24 protein-coding genes are annotated in these 24685 nt (G+C 45.1%); 6 read left to right on the top strand and 18 right to left on the bottom strand.

What is annotated here, in order from left to right:
* Positions 1-20: 20 nt before the first annotated feature.
* Together ispA and dxs are read left to right on the top strand one after the other, a co-directional pair.
* Positions 21-905 carry a (2E,6E)-farnesyl diphosphate synthase gene (ispA, locus tag AB4493_RS06870; RefSeq protein ID WP_372154711.1) on the top strand — a complete coding sequence of 295 codons (885 nt, stop codon included), beginning with the start codon at positions 21-23 and terminating at the stop codon, positions 903-905.
* Positions 906-926: 21 nt separating this feature from the next.
* Positions 927-2810, top strand: a complete 1884-nt coding sequence (gene dxs / locus AB4493_RS06865; RefSeq protein ID WP_017070488.1) for a 1-deoxy-D-xylulose-5-phosphate synthase — start codon at positions 927-929, stop codon at positions 2808-2810.
* Positions 2811-2929: 119 nt separating this feature from the next.
* Here the strand turns inward: dxs and pgpA are convergent, their stop codons facing one another.
* From pgpA to AB4493_RS06795, 14 genes are all read right to left on the bottom strand, one after another.
* A complete protein-coding gene (gene pgpA, locus AB4493_RS06860) occupies positions 2930-3436 on the bottom strand; it encodes a phosphatidylglycerophosphatase A (protein WP_017060782.1) in 507 nt (168 codons plus the stop codon).
* Positions 3436-4410 (bottom strand): thiamine-phosphate kinase, encoded by a 975-nt coding sequence (thiL, locus tag AB4493_RS06855; RefSeq protein WP_372154734.1) that lies wholly within the window; start codon positions 4408-4410, stop codon positions 3436-3438. Before thiL ends, pgpA begins: the two co-directional genes overlap by 1 nt.
* Before the next feature lie 114 nt (positions 4411-4524).
* Positions 4525-4992 (bottom strand): transcription antitermination factor NusB, encoded by a 468-nt coding sequence (nusB, locus tag AB4493_RS06850; RefSeq protein ID WP_004734399.1) that lies wholly within the window; start codon positions 4990-4992, stop codon positions 4525-4527.
* Positions 4992-5462 carry a 6,7-dimethyl-8-ribityllumazine synthase gene (gene ribE, locus AB4493_RS06845; RefSeq protein ID WP_004741508.1) on the bottom strand — a complete coding sequence of 157 codons (471 nt, stop codon included), beginning with the start codon at positions 5460-5462 and terminating at the stop codon, positions 4992-4994. The genes nusB and ribE overlap by 1 nt, the downstream gene beginning before the upstream one ends.
* A 295-nt stretch (positions 5463-5757) precedes the next feature.
* A complete protein-coding gene (gene ribBA / locus AB4493_RS06840) occupies positions 5758-6867 on the bottom strand; it encodes a bifunctional 3,4-dihydroxy-2-butanone-4-phosphate synthase/GTP cyclohydrolase II (RefSeq protein WP_372151534.1) in 1110 nt (369 codons plus the stop codon).
* A 108-nt stretch (positions 6868-6975) separates the two neighbouring features.
* Positions 6976-7632 (bottom strand): riboflavin synthase, encoded by a 657-nt coding sequence (locus AB4493_RS06835; protein WP_010436361.1) that lies wholly within the window; start codon positions 7630-7632, stop codon positions 6976-6978.
* A 69-nt stretch (positions 7633-7701) separates the two neighbouring features.
* Positions 7702-8781 carry a bifunctional diaminohydroxyphosphoribosylaminopyrimidine deaminase/5-amino-6-(5-phosphoribosylamino)uracil reductase RibD gene (gene ribD, locus AB4493_RS06830; RefSeq protein WP_017060785.1) on the bottom strand — a complete coding sequence of 360 codons (1080 nt, stop codon included), beginning with the start codon at positions 8779-8781 and terminating at the stop codon, positions 7702-7704.
* A gap of 40 nt (positions 8782-8821) precedes the next feature.
* Entirely contained in the window at positions 8822-9271 is a 450-nt protein-coding gene (gene nrdR, locus AB4493_RS06825) for a transcriptional regulator NrdR (protein WP_004734394.1), read from the bottom strand.
* A gap of 156 nt (positions 9272-9427) precedes the next feature.
* Complete coding sequence (locus AB4493_RS06820; protein WP_372154710.1) at positions 9428-10678, bottom strand: glutamate-5-semialdehyde dehydrogenase; 1251 nt, start codon at positions 10676-10678, stop codon at positions 9428-9430.
* A 66-nt stretch (positions 10679-10744) separates the two neighbouring features.
* Positions 10745-11929 (bottom strand): glutamate 5-kinase, encoded by a 1185-nt coding sequence (gene proB, locus AB4493_RS06815; protein WP_012604650.1) that lies wholly within the window; start codon positions 11927-11929, stop codon positions 10745-10747.
* 76 nt (positions 11930-12005) lie between these two features.
* Positions 12006-12395, bottom strand: coding sequence for a sigma factor-binding protein Crl (gene crl / locus AB4493_RS06810; protein ID WP_017060787.1), 390 nt, complete (start codon positions 12393-12395; stop codon positions 12006-12008).
* Positions 12396-12539: 144 nt separating this feature from the next.
* Entirely contained in the window at positions 12540-13793 is a 1254-nt protein-coding gene (gene frsA / locus AB4493_RS06805; protein ID WP_017060788.1) for an esterase FrsA, read from the bottom strand.
* An 89-nt stretch (positions 13794-13882) separates the two neighbouring features.
* Positions 13883-14347, bottom strand: a complete 465-nt coding sequence (gene tet(34), locus AB4493_RS06800) for an oxytetracycline resistance phosphoribosyltransferase domain-containing protein Tet(34) (RefSeq protein ID WP_009847475.1) — start codon at positions 14345-14347, stop codon at positions 13883-13885.
* 84 nt (positions 14348-14431) lie between these two features.
* Entirely contained in the window at positions 14432-15721 is a 1290-nt protein-coding gene (locus AB4493_RS06795; RefSeq protein ID WP_017060789.1) for an NCS2 family permease, read from the bottom strand.
* A 1063-nt stretch (positions 15722-16784) separates the two neighbouring features.
* On the opposite strand from AB4493_RS06795, the gene AB4493_RS06790 reads away from it, so the two are divergent.
* Positions 16785-18257, top strand: a complete 1473-nt coding sequence (locus tag AB4493_RS06790) for an aminoacyl-histidine dipeptidase (protein WP_372154709.1) — start codon at positions 16785-16787, stop codon at positions 18255-18257.
* Between the two features lie 138 nt (positions 18258-18395).
* Here AB4493_RS06790 and AB4493_RS06785 read toward each other — a convergent pair whose 3' ends face one another.
* On the bottom strand, positions 18396-18935 hold the full coding sequence (locus AB4493_RS06785) for a DUF3332 family protein (protein WP_048605541.1): 540 nt from the start codon (positions 18933-18935) through the stop codon (positions 18396-18398).
* Between the two features lie 271 nt (positions 18936-19206).
* Here AB4493_RS06785 and AB4493_RS06780 point away from each other — a divergent pair, with 271 nt between their 5' ends.
* Complete coding sequence (locus AB4493_RS06780) at positions 19207-20253, top strand: succinylglutamate desuccinylase/aspartoacylase family protein (protein ID WP_017060792.1); 1047 nt, start codon at positions 19207-19209, stop codon at positions 20251-20253.
* Between the two features lie 201 nt (positions 20254-20454).
* On the opposite strand, the gene AB4493_RS06775 is transcribed toward AB4493_RS06780, so the two are convergent.
* Positions 20455-20772 (bottom strand): DUF3622 domain-containing protein, encoded by a 318-nt coding sequence (locus tag AB4493_RS06775; RefSeq protein WP_017069509.1) that lies wholly within the window; start codon positions 20770-20772, stop codon positions 20455-20457.
* A gap of 354 nt (positions 20773-21126) precedes the next feature.
* On the opposite strand from AB4493_RS06775, the gene AB4493_RS06770 reads away from it, so the two are divergent.
* Positions 21127-22134, top strand: coding sequence for an adenosine deaminase (locus tag AB4493_RS06770; protein WP_017069510.1), 1008 nt, complete (start codon positions 21127-21129; stop codon positions 22132-22134).
* 67 nt (positions 22135-22201) lie between these two features.
* Here the strand turns inward: AB4493_RS06770 and AB4493_RS06765 are convergent, their stop codons facing one another.
* Positions 22202-23386 carry an NnrS family protein gene (locus AB4493_RS06765; protein WP_372154708.1) on the bottom strand — a complete coding sequence of 395 codons (1185 nt, stop codon included), beginning with the start codon at positions 23384-23386 and terminating at the stop codon, positions 22202-22204.
* Positions 23387-23674: 288 nt separating this feature from the next.
* Between AB4493_RS06765 and AB4493_RS06760 the strand changes: the two genes are divergently transcribed.
* Complete coding sequence (locus AB4493_RS06760) at positions 23675-24229, top strand: gamma-glutamylcyclotransferase family protein (RefSeq protein ID WP_372154707.1); 555 nt, start codon at positions 23675-23677, stop codon at positions 24227-24229.
* Positions 24230-24275: 46 nt separating this feature from the next.
* Here AB4493_RS06760 and AB4493_RS06755 read toward each other — a convergent pair whose 3' ends face one another.
* Positions 24276-24608, bottom strand: coding sequence for a tRNA-binding protein (locus AB4493_RS06755; RefSeq protein WP_017060796.1), 333 nt, complete (start codon positions 24606-24608; stop codon positions 24276-24278).
* Between the last annotated feature and the right edge of the window lie 77 nt (positions 24609-24685).

Here is a 24685-nt window from a genome sequence, read left to right as displayed (position 1 = left end):
CGAATTGTATGAGATCCCCTATGATCGAGACTTTATTCTCTTATCAGGCACGTAATAACGAGCAACTGAACCTTTGGCTTGATCGCCTGCCACACCAAAATCAGAACCTGATCAACGCAATGCGTTATGGGTTACTTTTAGGCGGCAAGCGCGCGCGTCCATTTCTTGTCTATATTACAGGGGAGATGCTCGGTTGCACCGCTGAAGAACTCGACACTCCAGCTTCTGCAGTCGAATGTATTCATGCCTACTCTCTGATTCACGACGACCTGCCAGCAATGGACGACGACGAACTGCGTCGTGGCCATCAGACCTGTCACATCAAATTCGATGAAGCGACCGCCATTTTAACGGGCGATGCCCTACAAACTCTGGCATTTACTATACTTGCGGAAGGTACATTAAGTGCTGACGGTGAAAGCAATCGCGTTCGAATGATTCAACGCCTAGCCGAAGCCTCTGGTGCACAAGGTATGTGCATTGGACAAGCACTTGATATTGAAGCTGAAAACCGCTCTGTCACGCTAGAAGAGTTAGAAGAAGTTCACCGCAATAAAACGGGCGCGCTAATGAAATGTGCGATTCGTTTAGGTGCTCTGGCTGCTGGCGAAAAAGCGTTTGAAGTGATGCCTCAATTAGATAAGTACGCCGATGCAATCGGGTTAGCCTTCCAAGTTCAGGATGATATTTTAGATATCATTAGCGATACCGAAACTTTGGGTAAACCACAGGGCTCTGACCAAGATTTGAACAAAAGCACCTACCCTTCTTTGTTAGGTTTAGAGGGCGCTCAAGAAAAAGCGCAAACTCTGCTACAGGAAGCGCTTCAAGCTTTGGCTGCAATCCCATACAATACCCAGTCACTCGAAGAGTTCGCCCGATACGTCATCGAGCGCAAGAACTAAGACAATAAGCGCGCATTACCTATGACTCTTGATATATCAAAGTACCCAACTCTTGCTTTGGCTGATAAGCCAGAGGATTTGCGTCTACTTCCAAAAGAGACGCTTACACAGCTTTGTGATGAATTACGTACCTATCTTCTTAACTCGGTGAGCCAGTCAAGTGGTCACTTAGCGTCAGGCTTAGGTACAGTAGAGCTAACCGTTGCTCTGCACTATGTGTACAACACGCCTTTTGACCAATTGGTTTGGGATGTTGGCCACCAAGCATACCCACATAAGATTCTTACTGGCCGTCGTGACCGCTTATCGACTATCCGTCAAAAAGATGGACTGCACCCATTCCCATGGCGTCAAGAGAGCGAATACGACACTCTATCTGTTGGTCACTCTTCAACATCGATCAGCGCCGGACTTGGTATGGCGATCAGTGCGAAGAAAGAAGGTAAGAACCGTAAAGTCGTGAGTGTGATTGGTGATGGCGCGATTACCGCAGGTATGGCATTTGAAGCCATGAACCACGCGGGCGATATTCACAATGACATGCTGGTTATCCTTAACGATAACGAGATGTCGATCTCTGAAAACGTCGGTGCTCTAAACAACCACCTCGCTCAAGTTCTTTCTGGCAGTCTTTACACGTCAATTCGTGAGGGTGGCAAGAAAGTGCTATCAGGCGTTCCGCCAATTAAAGAGCTCGTTCGTCGTACAGAAGAACATTTAAAAGGCATGGTTGTCCCTGGCACCATGTTTGAAGAGTTAGGCTTTAACTACATTGGTCCAATTGATGGTCACGATGTCAATGAGCTGATTAAAACGCTGAAGAACATGAGAGATCTAAAAGGTCCTCAGTTCCTGCATATCATGACGAAGAAAGGTAAAGGCTACGAGCCAGCTGAGAAAGATCCAATTGGCTACCATGGCGTACCTAAATTCGATCCTGCACATTCAAGTCTGCCTAAGAGCACCAGCTCTAAACCAACTTTCTCTAAGATTTTTGGCGACTTCCTGTGTGATATGGCCGCTCAAGATCCTAAGCTAATGGCGATCACGCCTGCAATGCGTGAAGGTTCTGGTATGGTGCGTTTCTCGAAAGAGTATCCAGAACAGTACTTTGATGTAGCAATTGCTGAGCAACACGCTGTGACGCTAGCAACCGGTATGGCGATTGCCGGTGATAAGCCAATTGTCGCTATCTACTCGACTTTCCTACAACGTGGCTACGATCAACTGATCCACGATGTGGCAATCATGGATCTACCGGTTATGTTCGCTATTGACCGTGCAGGTCTCGTCGGTGCCGATGGTCAAACACACCAAGGTGCGTTCGACTTAAGTTTCATGCGCTGTATTCCAAACATGGTGATCATGGCACCAAGCGACGAGAACGAATGTCGCCAAATGCTTTACACCGGTCACCAGCACACGGGTCCAAGTGCCGTTCGTTACCCTCGCGGTAATGGCATGGGTACTGAGATTCAAAGTGAGTTTACCGCTCTTGAGATTGGTAAAGGTCGTATCGTTCGCGAAAGCGAAAAAGCAAAAGATGGCTCGAAGGTCGCTATCCTAAGCTTCGGTACTTTCCTTGAGAGTGCACTTCAAACGGCTGATGCTATCGATGCTACAGTGGCAGATATGCGCTTTGTTAAGCCCCTCGACGAAGCTCTGATCAAACAACTTGCTGCTGACCACGATGTACTAGTGACTATCGAAGAAAACGCGATTGCAGGTGGTGCGGGTGCGGGTGTGATTGAATTCTTGATGCAAGAAAAACTACTGATGCCAGTATTGAACCTTGGCCTACCAGACAAGTTTATTGCTCAAGGTACTCAAGGTGAGCTGCATGAAGAGCTTGGCTTAGATGCGAAAGGGATTGAGAAGTCTATCACTGACTATCTTGCCAAGTAGCTTTAATACGTAAGCTCGTAAGCTCCGCAAACAAAAAAGGTTGGCCCTAGGGTCAACCTTTTTAGTATCTGCTAATTAGTTTGGTGTATCGCCAACTAAACCTTAGCCCTTCAGTTAACTCACACTAACCAACCTGCGAAATGTGCCACGGCATACAACGAAATAGCCGCCATAATACCCGCTACAATATCGTCAATCATGATACCCAAGCCGCCGTGAATTCGCGCATCTAGCCAACCAATCGGCCAAGGTTTTACCATGTCAAAGAAGCGGAAAAGCACAAAACCAGTCAGAAGCCATTTCCAGTCATCGGCAGGGATATTCAGCATAGGCACTAAGCTCATGGTGATCCAAAAGCCCGCAAACTCATCCCAAACGATAGAACCGTGGTCATGCACGCCCATATCATCAGACGTTACTTGGCAGATCTTAATACCAATAATGCAGCTTACCACCACCACGGCAACGTAAGCAGGAAACGGTAGCTGAACCAACAATAGGTACAACGGAATTGACGCAAGCGTGCCCATTGTGCCGGGAATAATAGGCGATAAGCCACTGCCAAAACCCGTTGCTAAGAAATGCCAAGGATTTTTAAGAGAAATAAGAGAAAGTGGGTTTGTCATCAATTAACCTTAAAGTGATCGTAACCAGTTAAGTTCCAGCTTAGTGGTTCACCATTATTGTGTAATTCAAAATATTCTACAGGTCTTATCTGGCCAATGCAGGTGACTTTTGTACCAGTGTGTGACAAAGCACTTTCCAGCGACCCTTTATTCTCTTCTGGTACAGTAAAGCACAGTTCGTACTCTTCACCACTCATTAGCGCATACTGCTGAGCTGAAGTGATATCAGGAGCGAACTGACGTAACTCTGGAGAGATAGGCAGCGTGCTTACATCAATACTCGCGCCAACTTGAGAACGCTTAAGGATATGTTTTAAATCAGCAATAACGCCATCAGAGATATCAATAGCAGATGAAGCAAGGTTCACTAGAGCCTGACCCGCTAACACTCGTGGGGCGCTCACATAATGTCTCTCTTCAAGCTCAGCAGCATAGGGCTTCGCTCTGTTCTGCTCAGGGTTAAGTAACACTTCTAAGCCAGCTTTGCTGTCACCTAGATTACCTGTTACGTAAATCCAGTCGCCCACTTTCGCGCCATCTCTGCGCAGCGCTCGTCCTTCAGGAACAAAGCCCTGTACCGTCAGTGTCAGGCTTAGTGGACCTTTGGTTGTGTCGCCACCAATTAACTGAATACCAAAGTAGTCTGCGAGTTTAAAAAAGGAGTCACAGAAGGGAGCAAGCCATGCTTCATCGATTTCAGGCATGGTTAAAGCAAAAGACACCCAAGCAGGCGTCGCGCCCATTGCAGCAAGGTCACTGATATTGGAAGCCAACGCTTTGTGTGCCACCCAAGCCGGATTCGCCTCAGCTAAGAAATGGGTACCAGCCACTAAGGTGTCCGTGCTGATCGCTATCTCAACATTGCCCGGCGCTTTGACCAAAGCACAATCATCGCCAGCAGCTAGAAGAACGTCTTTACGTTGTGGTTGTCGATTTACAAAATATTTTTCAATCAGGTTAAATTCGCCAGACATCACATGCCCTATCTTTAGTCTCATAAAAATCGCCGTAATCATGGATATTACAGAAATTTAGTTACAAAAAAGGCCAGCATAAAAGCTGACCTTTAGATTCAATATACGAACGTCTTATTTCTTACGAACGTGCGGTGCAGCTTTATCAAGCACACCGTTAACAAACTTATGGCTGTCTTCTGCTGCAAATACTTTTGCAAGCTCGATAGCTTCGTTGATAACCACTTTGTATGGTACATCTTCGCGACGAGTCATCTCGTACATAGCTAAACGTAGAAGCGCTAGTTCCATCAGATCCAGATCTTGCATAGGGCGAGATACGAATGGACGAAGCTTGCTATCAAGTTCCATGTGGCTAAGAGCAACACCAGTTAGTAGGTCGCGGAAGTATGCAACGTCTGTTTCTGGCATAGCAAGAGCAGGCTCTGCAGCATGATGCTCTTCTTCATCATACTTACCACCAGATAAGAACTGTTCTTCAACGGTAGCAATATTTTCTTTAGTAATTTGCCAAGAATAAATTGCTTGTAGAGCAAATTGACGTGCGTTACGACGTGCGGCTGGTTTCACACTGGCCCCCATTAGGAATCGATTTCAGAAAGAACGTTGATCATCTCAAGTGCGCTAAGTGCTGCTTCTGCACCCTTATTACCAGCCTTGGTTCCTGCGCGTTCAATAGCTTGATCGATCGTATCAACAGTAAGAACACCAAACGCTACTGGAAGAGAATATTCCAGAGACACTTGTGCCAAACCTTTATTACATTCACTACAAACATAGTCAAAGTGAGGTGTACCGCCACGAATTACTGTACCAAGAGATACAATCGCATCGAACTTACCTGTTTTTGCAACGCGCTGCGCTACAAGTGGAAGTTCTACTGCACCAGGGCAACGAACAACAGTGATGTTGTCTTCGCTTACTTGTCCATGACGCTTTAAAGTATCGATTGCACCAGAAAGTAAACTTTCGTTAATAAAACTGTTGAAACGAGCAATAACGATAGCAATTTTTGCATTTGGCGCTGGGAAGCCACCCTCGATCACTTTCATAAGCCTTCCTTTAACTATTTTCATCAAGTGAGAATCGCCGGATTCTAGCACAAAACTGTGAGCAATATCTAATGGTAATTTAGAAGAACAGACACCGGCAATGTAAAGATGATAATGCAGCGCTGATCCCAAGCATATAGGAACAGCGAGTAACCAAGTTTGTGTGTTGAACACGTTTTGAGTCGGACTTGGCTACTTTGCTCTTTTGGCAAGATTTATCACCAAAAGAGCCACTGAAATCATCGGTAAATTATGTTGCTACAAACGGAGAAACGTCTGCTTGCTAACGCATGGTTTATTCGCAAACGTACTCAACAACGTTAAGGCCAAAACCACCCAATGCGTGGTAACGCTTAGTGCTTGAAGAAAGCAGACGCATATCGTGCACACCTAGATCTTGAAGAATCTGAGAACCGACACCAACACGACGCGAGGTACCCTGCTTCTTCGCCATAGTTGGCTGCTCGTTCTTGTCTTGCGCTTCGAATGTCTTCACTTTGTGAATCAAAGAATCAGACGACTCTTCGTTGCCAAGAATAACCAACACACCGCCTTCGTCGCCAATACGCTTCATCGCTTTATCTAGCGACCAGCTGCGTTCAGTACCACGGTCTGAATGAAGCAGATCGGTGAACGTGTCATGCAGGTGAACACGTACCAAAGGAGCACCTTCAGATAGGTCTCCTTTTTGCATCGCGTAGTGGATCTGGTTATCAATTGTATCGCGGTAAGTCACCAGCTCGAAATCACCAAACTCTGTTGGTAAATAGCATTGTGCTACACGCTCAATCGTTGTTTCTGTGTTGTTGCGGTATTCAATCAAGTCAGCAATCGTGCCTAGCTTGATGTCGTGTTTTTCAGCAAACACTTCAAGGTCAGGGCGACGAGCCATAGTACCGTCGTCGTTAAGGATCTCAACGATAACCGATGCTGGCTCGCAGCCTGCAAGACGTGCTAAATCACAACCTGCTTCTGTGTGTCCTGCGCGAGTCAGAACACCGCCATCTTGCGCTGTCAGTGGGAAAATATGACCAGGTTGAACAAGATCAGCCGCTTTCGCATCTTTCGCCACTGCCGCTTGAACCGTCACTGCACGGTCTGATGCAGAGATACCCGTTGTTACGCCCTCTGCCGCTTCAATCGAAACAGTAAAGTTAGTGGTGTACTGTGCGTTGTTATCTTGAACCATAGGCGCTAGACCCATGCGGTTTGAACGCTCTTTGGTTAGCGTCAGACAAATTAAACCACGGCCGTACATCGCCATGAAGTTAATCGCTTCTGGCGTCACATGTTCTGCTGCCATGATCAGATCGCCTTCATTTTCGCGATCTTCATCATCCATCAGGATAACCATTTTTCCTAGGCGAATGTCTTCAATAATTTCTTGAGGAGTACTAATTGGCATTGTTCTATATCCTTTGAAATGGTTCTGCTTCCTAGAACCGACACTATTTAAACCTGATGATATTGCTTCGCTTTACAAAGTCTCGCTTAACGCACTTTGTATCAACGGTTAGGCAAAACCATTCTGCTGTAAGAATTCCATCGTTAATCGAGATTCAGGCTCAGATTCTTGTTGCTGACCTTGCAGTAAACGCTCCATGTAACGTGCTAATACATCAACTTCTAGATTCACTTTACGACCGACATTGAATTGGTCGATGGTGGTTTCTGAAGAAGTATGAGGAACGATAGTCAGCTTGAATGCGTTCTTACGTAAATCGTTCACAGTCAGGCTAATGCCATCAACTGTTACTGAGCCTTTTTGAGCCACGTATTTTGAGATTTCTGCTGGCATTTCTACCCAGAATTCAATCGCACGGCCAACTTGGTTACGTTCAACAATCTCACCCACGCCATCAACGTGACCAGACACTATATGTCCACCGAAACGCGTGGTTGGTAACATTGCTTTCTCAAGGTTAACTTTATCGCCCGCTTGGTAATCGACAAAACCCGTTTTTTTCAGGGTCTCAAGCGAAAGATCTGCACTGTAGCTGTGGTCGTTATATTCAACAACTGTCAAACACACACCATTGGTAGCGATACTGTCGCCTAACTTAACGTCAGCCATATCAAGCTTACCAACATTAACCGTTACGGTGATGTCTTCTCCGCGGGGAGTGATTGCACTCAATGTACCTACGGCTTCTACAATTCCTGTAAACATTTTAAAACTCTTTTTGTTGTCAACGACACGTATGTAGTTGGAGTAACTATTTCCACTGTGGTTTCGTTACTATCTGTTTCGAAATACGGGTTTCGCAACGATGCGAATATCCACACCAACCTGTCGAACATCTTTAATTTCTAGGTCAATAACGTCAGACATTGAAGTGAGCCCTAATGCACCCATCAAACCTCGTCCGTCACTGCCCATAAGTTTAGGTGCTAAATAAAGGATTAGCTCATCCACCAGCTGCTCTTCAATCAAGCTTTTTGCCAATGTTGCGCCCGCTTCGACCCAAATATGGTCGATATGATTGGCAGGTAATTGACGCATCAGATCGTGCAAATCGAGCTGACCTGCATCTGTGGTTGCGACTTCAATATCAGCAGATGCTTCGGCAACTCTCAACACCGATGTTGGAGTCTGGAATAACTTGAGTTCAGGACGCAGTTGGTTTTGACGATCAAGAATCACGCGAATCGGCTGACGCAGCTCGTCTTCAGCGTAATGACCTTTGATACTGCTTGGCAACTCTGCCCAACGAACATTCAACGACGCGTTGTCTTCAATCACCGTCTGGCTAGTTGACAACACAGCGCCTGATTTTGCTCGGTAGTTCTGAACATCACGACGTGCTTCTGGCGATGTGATCCACTGGCTTTGACCATTTTCCAATGCCGTTTGCCCATCAAGGCTAGCCGCCATCTTTAACTGAACGAATGGCATGCCCGTTTGCATACGCTTGATAAATGCAGGGTTCAAGTCGAGAGCGTCTTGCTCTAGCAAACCGATTTCAACCTCAATACCCGCATCGCGTAGCATTTTGATACCACGACCTGCGACTTTTGGGTTTGGGTCCTGCATGGCACAAATCACTTTGGCTACTTGAGCCTTAATCAAACCTTCAGCACAAGGCGGCGTTCGACCGTAATGAGAACAAGGCTCTAGCGTGACATAAGCCGTCGCACCTTTTGCTTTGTCGCCTGCCATTCGCATGGCATGTACTTCAGCATGAGGTTCGCCAGCTTTGGCATGAAAACCTTCACCAACGATCTGACCGTCGGTTTGTACAATGACACAACCCACATTAGGGTTTGGCGCAGTAGTGTAAATGCCGCGTTTTGCTAACTGAATAGCACGCGACATCATTTGAAAATCTAGGGGAGTAAAGTTTGACATGATTGAGGAGTTAATCCTCTAATTTAGCGATTTCTTCGCCAAACTCTCGGATGTCTTCAAAGCTGCGGTAAACAGAGGCAAAACGAATGTACGCCACTTTATCCAATTCTTTCAATTGGCCCATCACAAGATTACCAATCATCTCGCTTGGTACTTCACGCTCACCAGTTGCACGGAGTTGTGACTTAATCGTACTGATCGCAAGTTCAATCGCGTCAGCACTCACTGGGCGTTTTTCTAGGGCGCGCTGTACACCACCCACCATTTTATCTTCATTAAATGGTTCGCGGTTTCCATTCGACTTTATGACTTTAGGCATCACAAGTTCTGCCGATTCGAACGTAGTAAAACGTTCACTACATGCAAGGCATTGACGGCGACGACGAACCTGATGGCCATCGGCTACCAGTCTTGAATCGATTACTTTAGTGTCGTTCTCTGAACAAAAAGGACAATGCATATCACCTCCAAATAATTGAATATCAGTGTAACGGAATTGCCAAACGTTAGGAAAGAAAAAGGGCCAATTAAGGCCCTTTTGTGTGGTGATTCATTGATTATTGCTACTCGACCGCCATTTCAAAAATGAGCTGAGGAGTAAAATTAACGACCAGCGTTAACCGCGGACTAAATAGTTCGCTTTACCTACCCATTTGTAGCTTGTCAGCTCTTCTAAGCCCATTGGGCCGCGAGCATGCAATTTCTGAGTAGACACGGCAACTTCAGCACCTAAACCAAACTGTGCTCCATCAGTGAAACGTGTTGATGCATTCACATAAACCGCTGCAGAACCAACAGAGTTAATGAAACGCTCTGAGCTCTCTAAGCTATTGGTCATGATCGCATCTGAATGACTCGCGTTGTGTACACGCATGTGGTCAATCGCTTCTGCCACATCCGCTACCACTTTCACGCCTAGCGTGTAGCTTAGCCATTCAGTGTCAAAGTCGCCTTCAACCGCATCACGTTGGTCTTCAAAACCCGCTAGCAGCGATTTTGCACTGGTATCAGCAACTAAGGTTACCTTGCCGGCTAAACGCTGTTTCAGCTTAGTTAGGAAAGCTTCAGCAACCGCTTCATGCACTAGCAGTGTATCTAACGAGTTACACGCCGATGGACGTTGAACTTTTGAGTTTTCGACCACATCGACAGATTTCTCAAGATCAGCGCTTTCATCAACGAAGATATGACTGATACCAAAGCCGCCGATGATTACTGGGATGGTGCTGTTCTCTTTACACATCTTGTGCAGACCAGCGCCGCCACGAGGAATGATCATATCCACGTAGTCGTCCAGTTTAAGCAGTTGAGAAACGAGTTCACGATCAGGCTTCTCGATGTACTGAACAGAAGCGGCTGGAAGCTCCGCTTTCTCTAATGCAGACTGGATAACCTTAACCAGTTCCATGTTCGAGAAAAACGTCTCTTTACCACCACGTAGAATGCTTGCGTTACCTGTCTTCAGACACAGAGCTGCAATATCGATGGTTACGTTCGGACGCGCTTCATAGATAACACCCACCACACCAAGTGGCACGCGGCGGCGAGACAGAGACATACCGTTTTCTAGTACTTTGCTGTCAATTTCGCTGCCAACTGGGTCATTCAGGCTAATCACGTTACGAACATCGTTAGCGATACCGCTTAAGCGCTCTTCGTTAAGAAGTAGACGATCGAGCAGTGCGTCAGTTAAACCCGCTTCACGACCCAGTTCGATGTCTTTCGCGTTCGCTTCTAAAATCGTTGCTGCGTTTGCTTCTAGCTCATCAGCGATAATCGCCAATGCTTTATTCTTTTGCGCCGTTGATGCGGTCGCTAGGTGGAAAGCAGCGTCTTTTGCTGCGATACCCATGTTAGTTAAATCCACGTTTAACTCTCCCTAAATTCTGTCTGTCTTTGGATGCAAAAAGGCGATTCGCCTTATCATCACGAGCTACTCTTGAATCACAACTAGGTCGTCACGGTGAATGACTTCTGACCCATAATCGTATCCAAGGATGTCGCCAATATCTTTACTGTGCTTGCCTGCAATTTTTGCTAGGTCTTGGCTTGAATAACTGGCGATACCACGCGCAATTACTTTGCCTTTACTGTCTGTGACTTGGGTAACTTCACCACGAGAGAATTCGCCTTTAACTCGAACAACCCCTTTCGCCAACAAGCTGCTGCCTTTGGTGTTGACTGCGTTTACTGCGCCGTCGTCAACCACGATGTCACCTGCTGAAGCAGGGCCCGCTAAAATCCAGCGTTTACGGTTTTCAAGCGCTTCAGCTAAAGGCAAGAAACGTGTGCCTTGTGGGTTATCACTCAGTGAATCAAACACCACATTTTCAGCACTGCCCGCAGCAATAATCACTTCGATGCCTGCGCGACGAGCAATATCAGCCGCCTGCAGTTTTGTTGCCATACCGCCGGTACCTAATGTCGTACCGCTGCCGCCTGCGATCTTACGCAGCGTGTCATCAATGGTTTTCACTTCTTTGATGAGCTCAGCATTTGGGTCTTTACGAGGGTCAGCTGTAAACAGGCCTTTTTGGTCTGTTAGTAGCAAAAGCTTATCAGCACCGCACAAAATACCCACTAAGGCCGACAAGTTATCATTGTCGCCCACTTTAATTTCGTTGGTTGCTACTGCGTCGTTTTCGTTTACTACCGGAATAATATCGTGTTCAACCAGTGCGTTGATCGTGTCACGTGCATTAAGAAAACGCTCGCGATCATCGAGATCAGCACGAGTCAGTAGCATCTGGCCAATCTTAAGGCCATAGATAGCAAACAAAGACTCCCAAACTTGAATCAACTGGCTTTGCCCAACTGCCGCAAGCAACTGTTTGCTCGCCATTGAGTTGGGAAGTGCGGGGTAACCAAGGTGCTCACGTCCTGCTGCAATTGCGCCAGACGAAACCATAACCACAGAGTGGCCTTGTTTTTTTAATTCAGCACATTGACGAACCAGCTCAACCATATGAGCGCGGTCTAATGCCAATGTTCCACCAGTTAAGACACTGGTACCCAGTTTAACAACGACAGTTTTACGCTGTGTTGTTGTCCCGCTTTGATGATTTGTTGTCATGAAGTCTTTTATGGATAAAACAAATAAGAGGTGATGTTTTAGCAATCAAAAGGGGAATTCACAAGCAGAAAAGGTGCGAAATCGCACCTTTTTGCTTTATATAGAAGAGTAACCTTTAAAATTAGACGAATTCGACAGACTCTTCGTCTAATTGGATACTGATTTCAAACTTACTTTGAAGTTCATCAACCAGTTTTTTGTGGAAGGCTTCTTGAGTTCGAGAGACCTCAGCGACCGCCTTTTTAGGTAACGGCAAAGAATCCCAGTTACCATCGATGTTGTACTTGCCGATATTGTACTTCGCCGAATATCCCTCTTCCGACTTATCCAATTCCAGCCACCAGCCCCAGAACTCGCGTTCTTCTGGTGATTTTTTATCGTTCACACATACAGACAAGCAATCAAAGATATAGTGGCCTTCTTCTGATTGCGGTTCCCTTAAGTAAGGCCCGATCGCCTTTAAAACATTCAACAAGCGGTAATGCGTAGGTTGTTGTGTCACTTCTGACATATTGAATCTCCATTTTCAATGTTAAGAATGACGTTACTCAGACTGTTATACGTAGAAACTACGCATTTGGATTTTATAAATTATCTCTGAGTATCAGGTACTTAGTTTGTACACTTTTCATGCTTAACTAATTTAGGAGAAATGTCATCTAAATAATTCATCCTCAAGCCACTTTATCGCCAATTCGAGGGATTGCTCATAACCTTGTGTAATTGACTTAGCTTTGATTTTCTTCGCTTTTCCGTAATCACTGTAAATAGCAACCAGTTGATTATCCATTGGCGGTGAAACCGGGTCACCTTCCAGAGCCAATGCCAAGATAGGAACACTGGTTTTACTGTTTGACAGCAAGCCTTGTACCTTGAGTGACCACGCCATCAACTGCCCAGAAAGGCTATTGATATCGACCGCCCCTTTACCAAGACGCGAAGCCAACACATCTAGATGCATCTTAGGCATCTGTTTCAGTTTGTCGGCATGAACAAAGATGTCGTGAATTGGCGCGCCTAAAGAGATACACGCTTTAATCTTATGTTGCTCAAGGAAAGATAATCTCACCATCGCATTGCCACCGAAGCGGAAACCAAACAAGCCGACTTTGTGGTGATCGACCCATGGGATGTTAGGCAGTTCATTGAGCACAGCTTGGTGAAGGCAAGACGAGTCTTCAGTTAAAGGCCAATGCGCACTGTGCCCTATCGACGGCATATCGACCGTCAACATAGCAATGTTTTTAGGGGCTAGGTAATCTCTAAACAAGCGCCACATATCGGTTTGCAAACTGTCTAGTCCAGCGCTCACAATCACAACAGGCTGAGGTTTATCTGTTTTGGTTAGATGCAAGTTCGCTTTGATCTTCTTGTTTTGGTATGGAATATCAATCTGCTTGACGATCAACTTAGTGTGCTTGATCGCTTCAGAATACGCTGCGTTGGCCAACACTTGAGCCTGAGCTGCCAAGTTGTCGTTCTTGAGGTGTGGGTAACCCGCAATACTGAAGCACAACGATGCGGAAAATAGCTCTTCAGCCATCTCTTCACCATTCTTCTCATTAGAACGATTTTGATGCTGCATACCCAGCTTGGTCCATTCGTATGCCCAGTTACCACTTCGGTAACCCATGACCGTATCAAGCCACTCATCGGTTGTACGAGAGTTATCTGATGACGCGATGCGAGCCAATACCGCTTCCTGCTCTATTGGATTAACGCCTTGCCATACCCACTGAAGACGTCTTAGGTTTCGATACCATGATGAGTTTTGCTGTTCACGTTTCTCATCCAATAGCGCTTCAGAGCTTGGCATGTATTGTGTCAACATTGAGGTCTCTTTCGCTTGCTTGTGCTTTACAAACAAAGTTTCCGAAAGGTTCGAGCTCGTTTCTTCTGGTTCAGACATTGGGATACTTAATAAGAAATGGTTGTCACTAATAATATAAAAAAAAATGACCCTATAAAGGGTCATTTCTCAAAAAACTAAGTTTACGCTTATTTTGACTTGCGATTTACTGGCTCTACGTAGCTTAGGCTAGTATCCCAAGGTTGCTCAATCCATGTGTCTTGAGCGATATCAACAATGTACTCGTCTAGCAAATCAGCGCCAGATGGTTTTGCACATACAGCGATCAGTTTCGCTTTAGGGTACATTTCGCGAAGCTTACGTGCAGTGTCACCACTATCAACCAAGTCTTCAACGATTAGGAAGCCTTCGCCGTCACCTTCAGGTGCTTTAACTACTGTCATATCACGTTGGTGATCGTGGTCGTAGCTAGAAATACAAATCGTATCTACGTGACGAATACCTAGCTCACGAGCCAAGATTGCACCAGGAACCAAACCACCACGGCTTACTGCCCAGATGCCTTTCCACTGCTCTGCTGGCATTTGCTTTTCAGCAAGTTGACGGCAGTAAGTCTGCATGTTGTCCCAAGTGATAACGAATTTGTTGCTCATAGTATAAAACCTAATAATTTTGTCATGTTATTAGAGGCTATTTCAAACATAGCCTCTTCAGCGATTAAGCAGAAATCTAGACGATTAAGCGAAAATGTATTTAAGAATAAAGATAGCCGACATTACCCACACAGCAGGTGAAACGTCGCGACCTTTACCACTTAGCAGCTTAATTGCAGCGTAAGCGATGAAACCTAGTGAGATACCCTCAGCGATAGAGTACGTCAGCGGCATAAGCAGACATGTTACCACGACTGGTGCTGCTTCCGTAAGATCACGCCAATCAATGCCAACTAGGCCAGACATCATCAGAATTGCTACATAGAAAAGTGCACCTGATGTTGCGTAAGCCGGAATCATACCTGCAAGTGGCGAGAAGAAAAGAGCCAGTAGGAATAAGATACCAACAACAACAGCCGTTAGACCGGTACGGCCGCCTTCAGCAACACCCGCAACACTCTCAACATAAGAAGTAGTATTTGATGTACCTAGCAGTGCACCAATAGATGTTGCTGTAGAGTCAGCAAGCAGTGCTTTGTTCAAGCGAGGTAGTTTGCCGTCTTCTTTGATTAGGTTTGCTTTCGTTGCAACACCAACCAGAGTACCCGCTGTATCGAACAAATCGACGAACAAGAACGCGAATACCACTGAAATCATACCGATTTCAAATACAGCAGAGAAATCAAGCTGCATGAATGTAGGAGCAAGGCTTGGTGGTGTAGACATGATGCCGCCGTATTGAACGTCACCAATAACAATGCCAAGAGCTGTGATAGCTAGAATCGCAATCATTACTGCCCCTTTCACGCCACGGTGAACAAGAGCAATCGTTAGGAAGAAACCAAGTGAGCCTAGGATAGGAGCAATCGCGGTAATGTCGCCCAGTGAGACTTTAGTTGCTGGGTTAGAAACAACGATGCCTGCATTGCTAAGCGCAATAAACGCTAGGAAAAGACCGATACCTGCAGAGATACCAACACGCAGAGACATAGGGATCGAGTTGATAATCCATTCACGGATCTTAAAGATGCTTAAGAAGATGAAGATTACGCCTGATACGAAAACCGCTGCCAGAGCAACTTGCCACGTATAACCCATACCCATTACAACAGCGTAGGTAAAGAATGCGTTCAAACCCATGCCTGGAGCTTGAGCAATTGGGTAGTTAGCAACAAAGCCCATGATGAAACAGCCAATAGCAGCCGCTAAACAGGTTGCTACAAATACAGCGCCATGGTCCATACCAGCATCAGCTAGAATCATTGGGTTTACAAAAATGATGTAAGCCATTGTTAGGAAGGTTGTTAGACCTGCGATGATTTCAGTGCGCACATTGGTGCCATTTTCACTGAGTTTGAATAGCTTTTCGAACATTATCGAATCCTATAAGGGTAAAAAGTAAACGGTTGCGTAATCGATTGGCTGTGGATTATAAAGTTATCAAATAACAAATTCCAGATAGAATTAAGGCTCTAATCGATATTTATCAGAATGCCGTATGAAACAAAGCGATTAAAAATGAAGATATCATCGATAAATAACCATTAAAAACAAACAGTTAACAACAATAGACTCACTAAAACTAGTTGGTTGTTTTTTCTACCATCGGTTATTTTCATTGATAATCTAGCCAGTAAATTCTGAATTCAAACTCACAATAGTTATGTATTTTTCAACAGGATCAGTAATAAGGCGCAAATTGATATTTCGGCGTTTAAAAAACAACCACGCAGAACAGCAAGGAAAGTGACAAGCGAAAGCGGTTTGGAAAAGTAGCAGGCAAAAAAAACGCCACTCAAAACTGAGTGGCGGTAGAATCTGTCAACCAAAAGGGCTGTAAAAGAATTCCAATATATAGGGGTGAACAAAACTGTTCGAGTTACATGCTTACGGTATTAGTAACCAAAGCTTGTAGGGTATGCAAAGTTGCTAGTGTAAACAGAGCTGTTAATCCAGAACATTGCAGATGGTAAACCTTTCATAACTATCACCTTAATAAATCAATAAAAAACGAATTTGATTTCTCGGTTCCTTGGAGGCGATAAAACGGACTCATCCTTTGAGCATTTACTCTTCATCTCAGAAGTTGGTTATTAATATACCCTAAAGAAAAAAGATTACAAGTATTTTTTGCTATACGTCACATTTTTGGCCATTTACGGTTATTTTACAAACTTATTTTGTAATAAAACTACAAAATAGAATTAAACAAACGTTTGCCTGCTCCATTTATAAGCATCAAGGCGCTTAGCTGTGATCAGATGGACAAGATCGCTTTCAAAATTTGAGCTATTTGAGGTTTAGAACCGCTACTCGTCAAAACGCTCAAGTGGTATGCTGTTGCCATCAAAATAGACCCATATTTTAGATTTTTGTTCTAGGTTTTTCCCCATACAAAACCTAAATATATGGTTATTAAATAAAAAAGGAGTCATCCGTGTCTGAATTCCATTCTGAGATCAGTAAATTATCCCCTGCCCCTATCTGGCAGTTCTTCGATAAGATTTGCTCAATCCCACACCCTTCTAAGCATGAAGAAGAGCTTGCTCAATACATTATTGCTTGGGCAACAGAGCAAGGCCTAGATGTACGTCGTGACCCAACGGGTAACGTATTCATCAAAAAGCCAGCAACGGCGGGTATGGAAAACAAAAAAGGTGTAGTGCTACAAGCTCACATCGATATGGTTCCACAAAAGAACGAAGACACAGTTCATGACTTTGCTAAAGATCCAATTCAACCATACATTGATGGTGAGTGGGTTACAGCTAAAGGCACAACGCTTGGCGCTGATAACGGCATGGGCATGGCTTCTTGCCTAGCGGTTCTTGCTTCAAACGAAATCCAGCACGGCCCTATCGAAGTTCTACTAACAGTAGATGAAGAAGCAGGCATGACTGGTGCTTTTGGTCTTGAAGCGGGTTGGTTAGAAGGCGATATCCTTCTTAACACCGATTCAGAGCAAGAAGGCGAAGTGTACATGGGTTGTGCTGGCGGTATCGACGGCGCAATGACATTTGAAATTGCTCGTAATGCGATTCCAGCTGACTTCGTAACACGTAAGCTAACGCTAAAAGGCCTAAAAGGCGGTCACTCTGGTTGTGACATCCACACAGGTCGTGCAAACGCAAACAAACTGCTTGCTCGCTTCCTAGCGGGTCACGCAAAAGAGCTAGACCTTCGCATCGTCGAATTCAAAGGTGGTAGCCTTCGTAACGCGATCCCTCGTGAAGGTTTCGTAACGGTTGCTGTTCCTGCGGCAAACCAAGAAAAACTGGCTTCACTATACAACTACTACACTGAGCTGCTTTCAACAGAGCTAGGTAAAGTAGAAGACAGCATCGTGACTTTCAATGAAGAAGCTTCTGTAGAAATGGGCGCACTTGCGTCAGCAGACCAAGCTCGCTTTATCGCGGCACTTAACGCATGTCCAAACGGCGTGATTCGTATGAGTGACGAGGTTGAAGGTGTTGTGGAAACGTCTCTAAACGTAGGTGTTATCACAACAGAAGAGAACTCAATCACAGTACTTTGCCTGATCCGCTCTCTTATCGATTCAGGTCGTAGCCAAGTAGAAAGCATGCTTCACTCTGTTGCTGAACTAGCAGGCGCTAACATCGCGTTCTCTGGTGCTTACCCAGGTTGGAAACCAGACGCAGATTCAGAAATCATGCATATCTTCCGTGACATGTACGAAGGTATCTACGGTCACAAGCCAAACATCATGGTTATACATGCTGGTCTTGAGTGTGGTCTATTCAAAGAACCTTACCCGAACATGGATATGGTTTCTTTCGGCCCAACCATCAAGTTTCCGCACTCTCCTGATGAGAAAGTGAAGATCGACACCGTTGAGCTATTCTGGAACCAAATGGTTGCATTGCTTGAAGCGATCCCAGAAAAAGCTTAATTCGATAAGCTATGTTTGTTCAGTAAATGGTGTTTTACAGTAAACACCGTTTATCTGAGACAAAATAAAACAGGTACTCAATGAGTACCTGTTTTTGTATCTAATCTTTGTAGCTACTACTTGTGACTAAATAAACAATTAAGCGCGTGAAGCCGCGTAGCTTTCTAGCTCATCAATTGAAGTTTGTGCCACAACTTCGCCATCGATGAAGTACGTCACCATCTCGCCATCACGAACACCGATTAACGTCGCACGCTCACCAGACTGGTAAGTAATGTCCATTTGGATCGTGTTTTCATCAATCTGCTGCATTTGACCTTTTTCGATCACATCTGCACTCGTGATAGGACCCACTGGCGCTTCCGTTAGAGACGGATCAAGTTGGTGGTTGATGTCTAGGTAAGTATCAGTCTTAGTATCAAAGATGTGCGGAGCACCTGTTAGTGGGTTGCTACCAGTCCAGAACTCTAGTGAGTTGAATACTAGGTAATCGGCAGCAACTGTTAGACCGTATGCAGGTGCAAGTAGCATGTTCAAACCACCACGAGCGTAACGGTTATCAACAGCCTTGATGTTGAACTTCATTAGGTAACCCGTTACTGCGTTGCTACCAACACAGCCAGATAAAGCAACAGATACCACCGCTAGTGCTACAACTTTTGAAATTGTTTTTTTCATTTTGATCTCAATATTTGAATTTGGCCGCCAAAAAATGGCGGTGGATAATACCAACGAACTGAATGACAAATATCAGCTCTAAGTTAATGTATTGTCAGAAAATTCAAAATTTTAAACACCCTTCAATTAGCCAGATAAAAAACTGAAACCAATTCAGAAGCCCCTTCATAAAAAACTTTTGTCGTCACCGTAAAGCGATTGATTCGTACTAAAAATCAACGATTGCTACATTCCGTGTTAACGAATTATCACCATGTTGAGAACAACCTAAATGGCAAGACTAAAACCTAATCAACCATTCGAATTACTTGGTTATACTGTTCAGCCAGGACAGCGAATGGAGATTGAACTGCAAGCGGCTCAGCTTTACACGCATTCTCCACTTTCGATCCCGATTGAAATTATTCACGGTCGCCAAGCAGGCCCAACACTGATGGTAAATGCGGCTATCCACGGCGATGAGCTAAACGGTGTTGAGATTGCACGACAACTGACCAATGCGATTGATCCAAAGAAACTGAAAGGGACATTAATTGTTGTGCCTATCGTTAACGTATTTGGCTTTATCCATAAATCTCGTTACCTACCAGACCGTCGTGACCTAAACCGTTGCTTCCCTGGCAGTGAGAAAGGATCGTTAACATCACGTATCGCTTACACCTTCTTTGAGAACGTGGCAAAGCACTGTGATTACATTCTGGATCTACACACGGGCGCGATTCACCGTACCAATCTGCCACAGATTCGTGCAAACCTATCGAACCCTGAGACACTGCGCATCGCAAAAGCGTTCGCAACACCCGTGATTATTGATTCTCCACTGCGCGACGGTTCACTGCGTAGCGAAGCGGAAAAACTGGGTATTCCTGTATTAACTTACGAAGGTGGTGAAGCGCTGCGTTTTGATCACCTCGCGATTCGTGCGGGTTACCTTGGCGTGCATCAAGTGATGAAAGAAATCGGCATGCTGCGCCCTAACCGTAAGAAGTTACCAGAGCCAGTATTGAGTAAATCCACCAGCTGGATCCGCGCTGAATCAGACGGTATTTTGCGTAACATGGTAAGACTTGGCGAACAGGTTGAAGCAGGACAAACCCTTGCTTACATCAGCTCTCCATTGGGTCACCAAGAAGGCCAAGTGATCACAACCAAAGGCGGTATCGTGATTGGTCAGCAAACTCTGCCTTTGGTCAACGAAGGTGATGCTGTGTTCCACATCGCTTACTTCAAGCAAGACGATGAAGAAGTAGGACAATCAGTAGAAAGCTACATTGAAGAAGTGGCAGAAGACGATTGGCTAACTGCACTGAATAACTGATCAGACAATGCTTAACAGTTTAAGAGCTCGACGTTAAAAGCGAGAAGCCAAACCGAGCTCTTAAACACAATAAAACAGAACTCCACAAACTAAAAAGCCCCAAAACACTTTTAACTCGAAAGAAAAAAGTTGTATCGGGGCTTTTTTTCACAAATCCCTTATCTTAAAATTAAGGGATCTATAAATTAGTCATGCACTGAATTATTCAGCGTCTTGTTGCTCTTCTGCACGAGCTTTAGCGCGCGCTTCACGTGCTTGCTCAGCTTTAAGCTCTTTAGTGTGACGTAGTTCGTCACGCTCTTTACGTTGCTCTGATTTACGCTCGTTACGTTCAGCTTGGTTAGCGATGAAAGATGCTAGCTCTTTCTCTGCCCACTCTTGTGCTAGAGCTTCAGTTTCGAAACCAGACTCACGCTTAGATACTGTAGTGCTGCGAGACGTTACTTGACGAGTAATCTCTGCACACCAACCGTTGCGTTTTTCTGTAAGGCGGATATCAAATTTTTTGTTCTTAGACATGTTCTATTTTTTCCTAAGGGAGATCATTAAGGGATCGGTCAACTTTGATAACTCCATCTAAGTGAGCATCTTTTAACACCATCCCTTGGTAAGCGCGGTATTAGAGCACAAATCAATGAATATTGCTGCAAATATTTGCAGCGGATCACACTCCAATGCTGCAAATCGTTTGCGCCTAATTTCAATCGGTTCATAACTCTCGGTTCACCATCAACTTCTATCCTATTTTATCGATAACAATGAAATGAACTATGCTCAAACAGAGATAAATGAAAGAGATACCTGCTTGCTCAGGTTTATAGACTCTACTGTCTCACCTACTCCGCTCATAATTAAAATAGCTAAGGAGTTGCTATGGATAGCTTCATCAAAAATTTACCCAAAGTTGAGCTGCACTTACATATAGAAGGCACATTAGAGCCAGAGCTGATGTTCCAACTCGCCAAGCGTAATAACCTGTCGATTCCCTTTGAGACCCCAGACCAAGTTCGAGACGCGTACCAGTTCCACAATCTTCAATCCTTTCTCGATATCTATTACCAAGGTGCAAACGTACTGATTCATGAACAAGATTTCTACGACCTGACGTGGGCTTATCTGTTGAAGTGTCAGCAAGATAATGTGGTTCATACTGAGATCTTCTTCGACCCTCAGACTCACACTGAACGCGGCATTGACTTTGAAGTCATCGTTGGCGGGATTACTCGAGCTTTGAATCAAGTGGAGCAAGAGCTTGGTATCAGCAGCCAACTGATCATGTGCTTTCTGCGTCATCTCGATGAAGACAGCGCTTTTGAAACACTCAAACAAGCCCTTCCTTATAAAGATAAGATCATTGCCGTTGGGTTAGATTCATCAGAACAGGGCAATCCACCAGAGAAGTTTAAACATGTATTCCAAGAAGCGATCAACCAAGGCTTTCTGACTGTCGCGCACGCCGGAGAAGAAGGCCCAGCACAAAATATTAGCGACGCACTGAGCTTGCTAGGCATTACCCGAATTGATCATGGCGTTCGCTGTGTAGAAGATGAAGAGTTGATGGAACAGCTAATAGCAAAACGTACACCACTGACCGTCTGCCCGCTGTCGAATACCAAGCTCAAGGTGTTTGAGACCATGCAAGAGCACAACATCGTCGAGTTGCTGAGAAAAGGGCTGTGCGTCACCATCAATTCCGATGATCCGGCTTACTTCGGCGGCTATATGAATGATAACTTCCTCGCCGTCGCCAATGCTCACCCAGTGACCAAAAACGAATTGGCGCAGTTCAGTATTAATGCCATCGAAGCCAGTTTTATCTCGCCTCACGCCAAGGAAGATCTCATCACACAGGTACGCCAATACCTTGCTGCGAGTACTTAATGAGTTATCAAGATCAAAAAGGGAAGCTCTGAGCTTCCCTATCTATATCAATAGATAACTAATTGGCTTAGCCCGGGTGACCATCCACTCTTGGCGTTAACAGCATCATCCCAAATTTCCAGATAAATAGACCGAACGCTAACGTCCATAAACCCGCGCTGATATTGACCATCTCAAATAAATACGCCGGGAAGAATGCCACACCTAAACTACGAACGAGTGCCGCGATAAATATAGCCGAGAACGCCAAAGCCATACTTGGCCCTTTATAGATAGCACGGCCAGTATGTCCCATTGTCACGCGCGTGATCATCGCCAGAATTAACCCACTCAAACCGCCAATCGCAAACAGGTGCAGCATGTTATGGCTCGCGAACGGGTTATCTAGCAAACCGCGTAACAGCAAGCTGAGAGGGATACATAGGTAAGCCGCATGCAGCGACCACACCAAGGGTTCTGATAGTGTTGTCCAAGGCTTCCAGCGGATAAAGCGCACCAACTGTGTCACACCTGCAAATACCATCAACTCATTGCCGACTTGAGCAAAGGTCAATGGGAAGAAGCTCAACACAAATAAGCCAACCAAAGGTAGATTGGCTAACCATTCCAACCAAACCAAGGGCTGCGCTTTTTCGAAATCAAAACGACGCGCTGTAAAGAATGGGAGCACTCGCCCACCCATCACTGATAACAGCAAGGTAAACCACCACAACATAGCCTGCCAAACTGCAGACGATGGGAATGGAGGCATCCCCTTAATGGTCGCGTAACTAGCAAAGTTCGCCACGATAGCCAATATAAACAGTGGCACAAAGAATAGATTCTTCCAGCCTTTCGACTTCACGACTCGGAAACCAATTTCGTAGGCGGCGAAGATTAAGAACAGCGCCTCAACCGACGAGATCAGCCATAACGGAGCGGGTGTCCAAAACAGAATACGAGGTGCGAGCCACAAACCGACTAGCGCAGCTAATCGATAATGCTTGGTGCCATTGACACCCGTCCACGTTTGTACTGCCGTTAACACAAAACCGACCACTATCGCCATTGAGAAACCAAACAGCATCTCATGCACGTGCCACCACAGTGCGGGAACTTTTAAAATCTCAGGCTGACCGTTTTGGAACATGATGACCCAAGCTACAATCGCAATCACGGCATAGAGACTGCCTAAAAAGAAGAAAGGTCGAAAGCCTAAACGCAGGTAGGCTGGAATCGCGTCTTCTACACTTTTATCTGTGATATTTAACAAACTCGCTCCTAATTCTCAGATAAGCGGCCAAGGTATTACCTAAACCAAATTTGGTGTGCATCAAATTCGATGCAATATGCAGATCACATTGCATGAAACGCGCCAATTCGATAAAGCCAGTAAAAACAGCCACTCACGAGATTCACTAGCCAATAAACAGGTCAAAAAAACACAACCAAAAGAGTCATAAAGACATATAGGTGTATAAATAGAAACTTACTGACTTTTACTATCTCGCCACATATAGTAAGACTAGTCTCAAATACAACAGAACAGACAAGGAACGCGATGTATATTTTTGGTTATGGCAGTTTAATCAACTCATCTTCACGTCAGCTTACCGGTCAGACAGGGCAAGCGATCCCTGCGATTGTTCATGGCTTGATTCGCCATTGGAGCAAGATCGATGACAGCTATGTCTTATCCCCTTTGATCGTCAATCTCGGCGAAGGACAAGTGAATGGTGTGTTGCTTGAGGTGGATGATATTGCACTGGCTGAGTTTGATCGCCGTGAGCGTGGTTATCACCGTATCGAATTAAAGGCCTCTCAGATAGAAAGCCAAGATGAATTCAAACAGGATCAACCGATCTGGGTTTACATCAAAGACGAGATTGAAGCACCTTGCGAAAACAGCCCTATCGTTCAAACCTACGTCGATACTGTATTAGCAGGATGTTTAGAGGTGTCTGAAAGCTTTGCGGCGCACTTCGTTAAAAACACACAAGGTTGGCATCACCCATTAGAAAATGATCGCCACCAGCCTAAATACGGCAACCTTGCTGGGGTTTCCGATCACCATCACAGTGTGATTGATGGCTTGATACTAACTGTACGCAGCTAGTTGATTTAGGTTGGTGAACACATTGACTCACCAACCTAAAGTGAGCTTAAACGACACGAATACCTGCTGGCATCGCACGTTCAGGTGTTAGCAATACACTTTCAGATTCATCTTCCGTTTCTGCACAAAGCAACATGCACTCAGAAGTGTGGCCTCTCATCTTCGCCTTCGCTAGATTGCACAAAACAACAACCTGCTTACCCATCAACTCTTCTTCTGTGTAGTAAGGGACTAGGCTGGTCACCGTTTGCAGTGTCTTGTCACCAACATCCACTTGCACTATGTAAAGCTTGTCGGCGTTTTCATGACGCACAACCTCAATGATCTTACCCACACGCATTTCTAACTTAGCAAAGTCACCATAAGAGACAGTATCCATTTCTCACTTCCTATATTGGTTTATTTTCACTCATTAAATCATTTACTAAAATTAAGTAAAATGTAAATGTTTACACT

Origin of the sequence: Vibrio sp. 10N.222.55.A1 (assembly GCF_041473835.1) — a bacterium.
Classification (GTDB): Bacteria; Pseudomonadota; Gammaproteobacteria; order Enterobacterales; family Vibrionaceae; genus Vibrio; species Vibrio crassostreae_C.
Note: the sequence above shows the minus strand (reverse complement) of the source record. Positions and strands in the feature narration are given on the sequence as shown.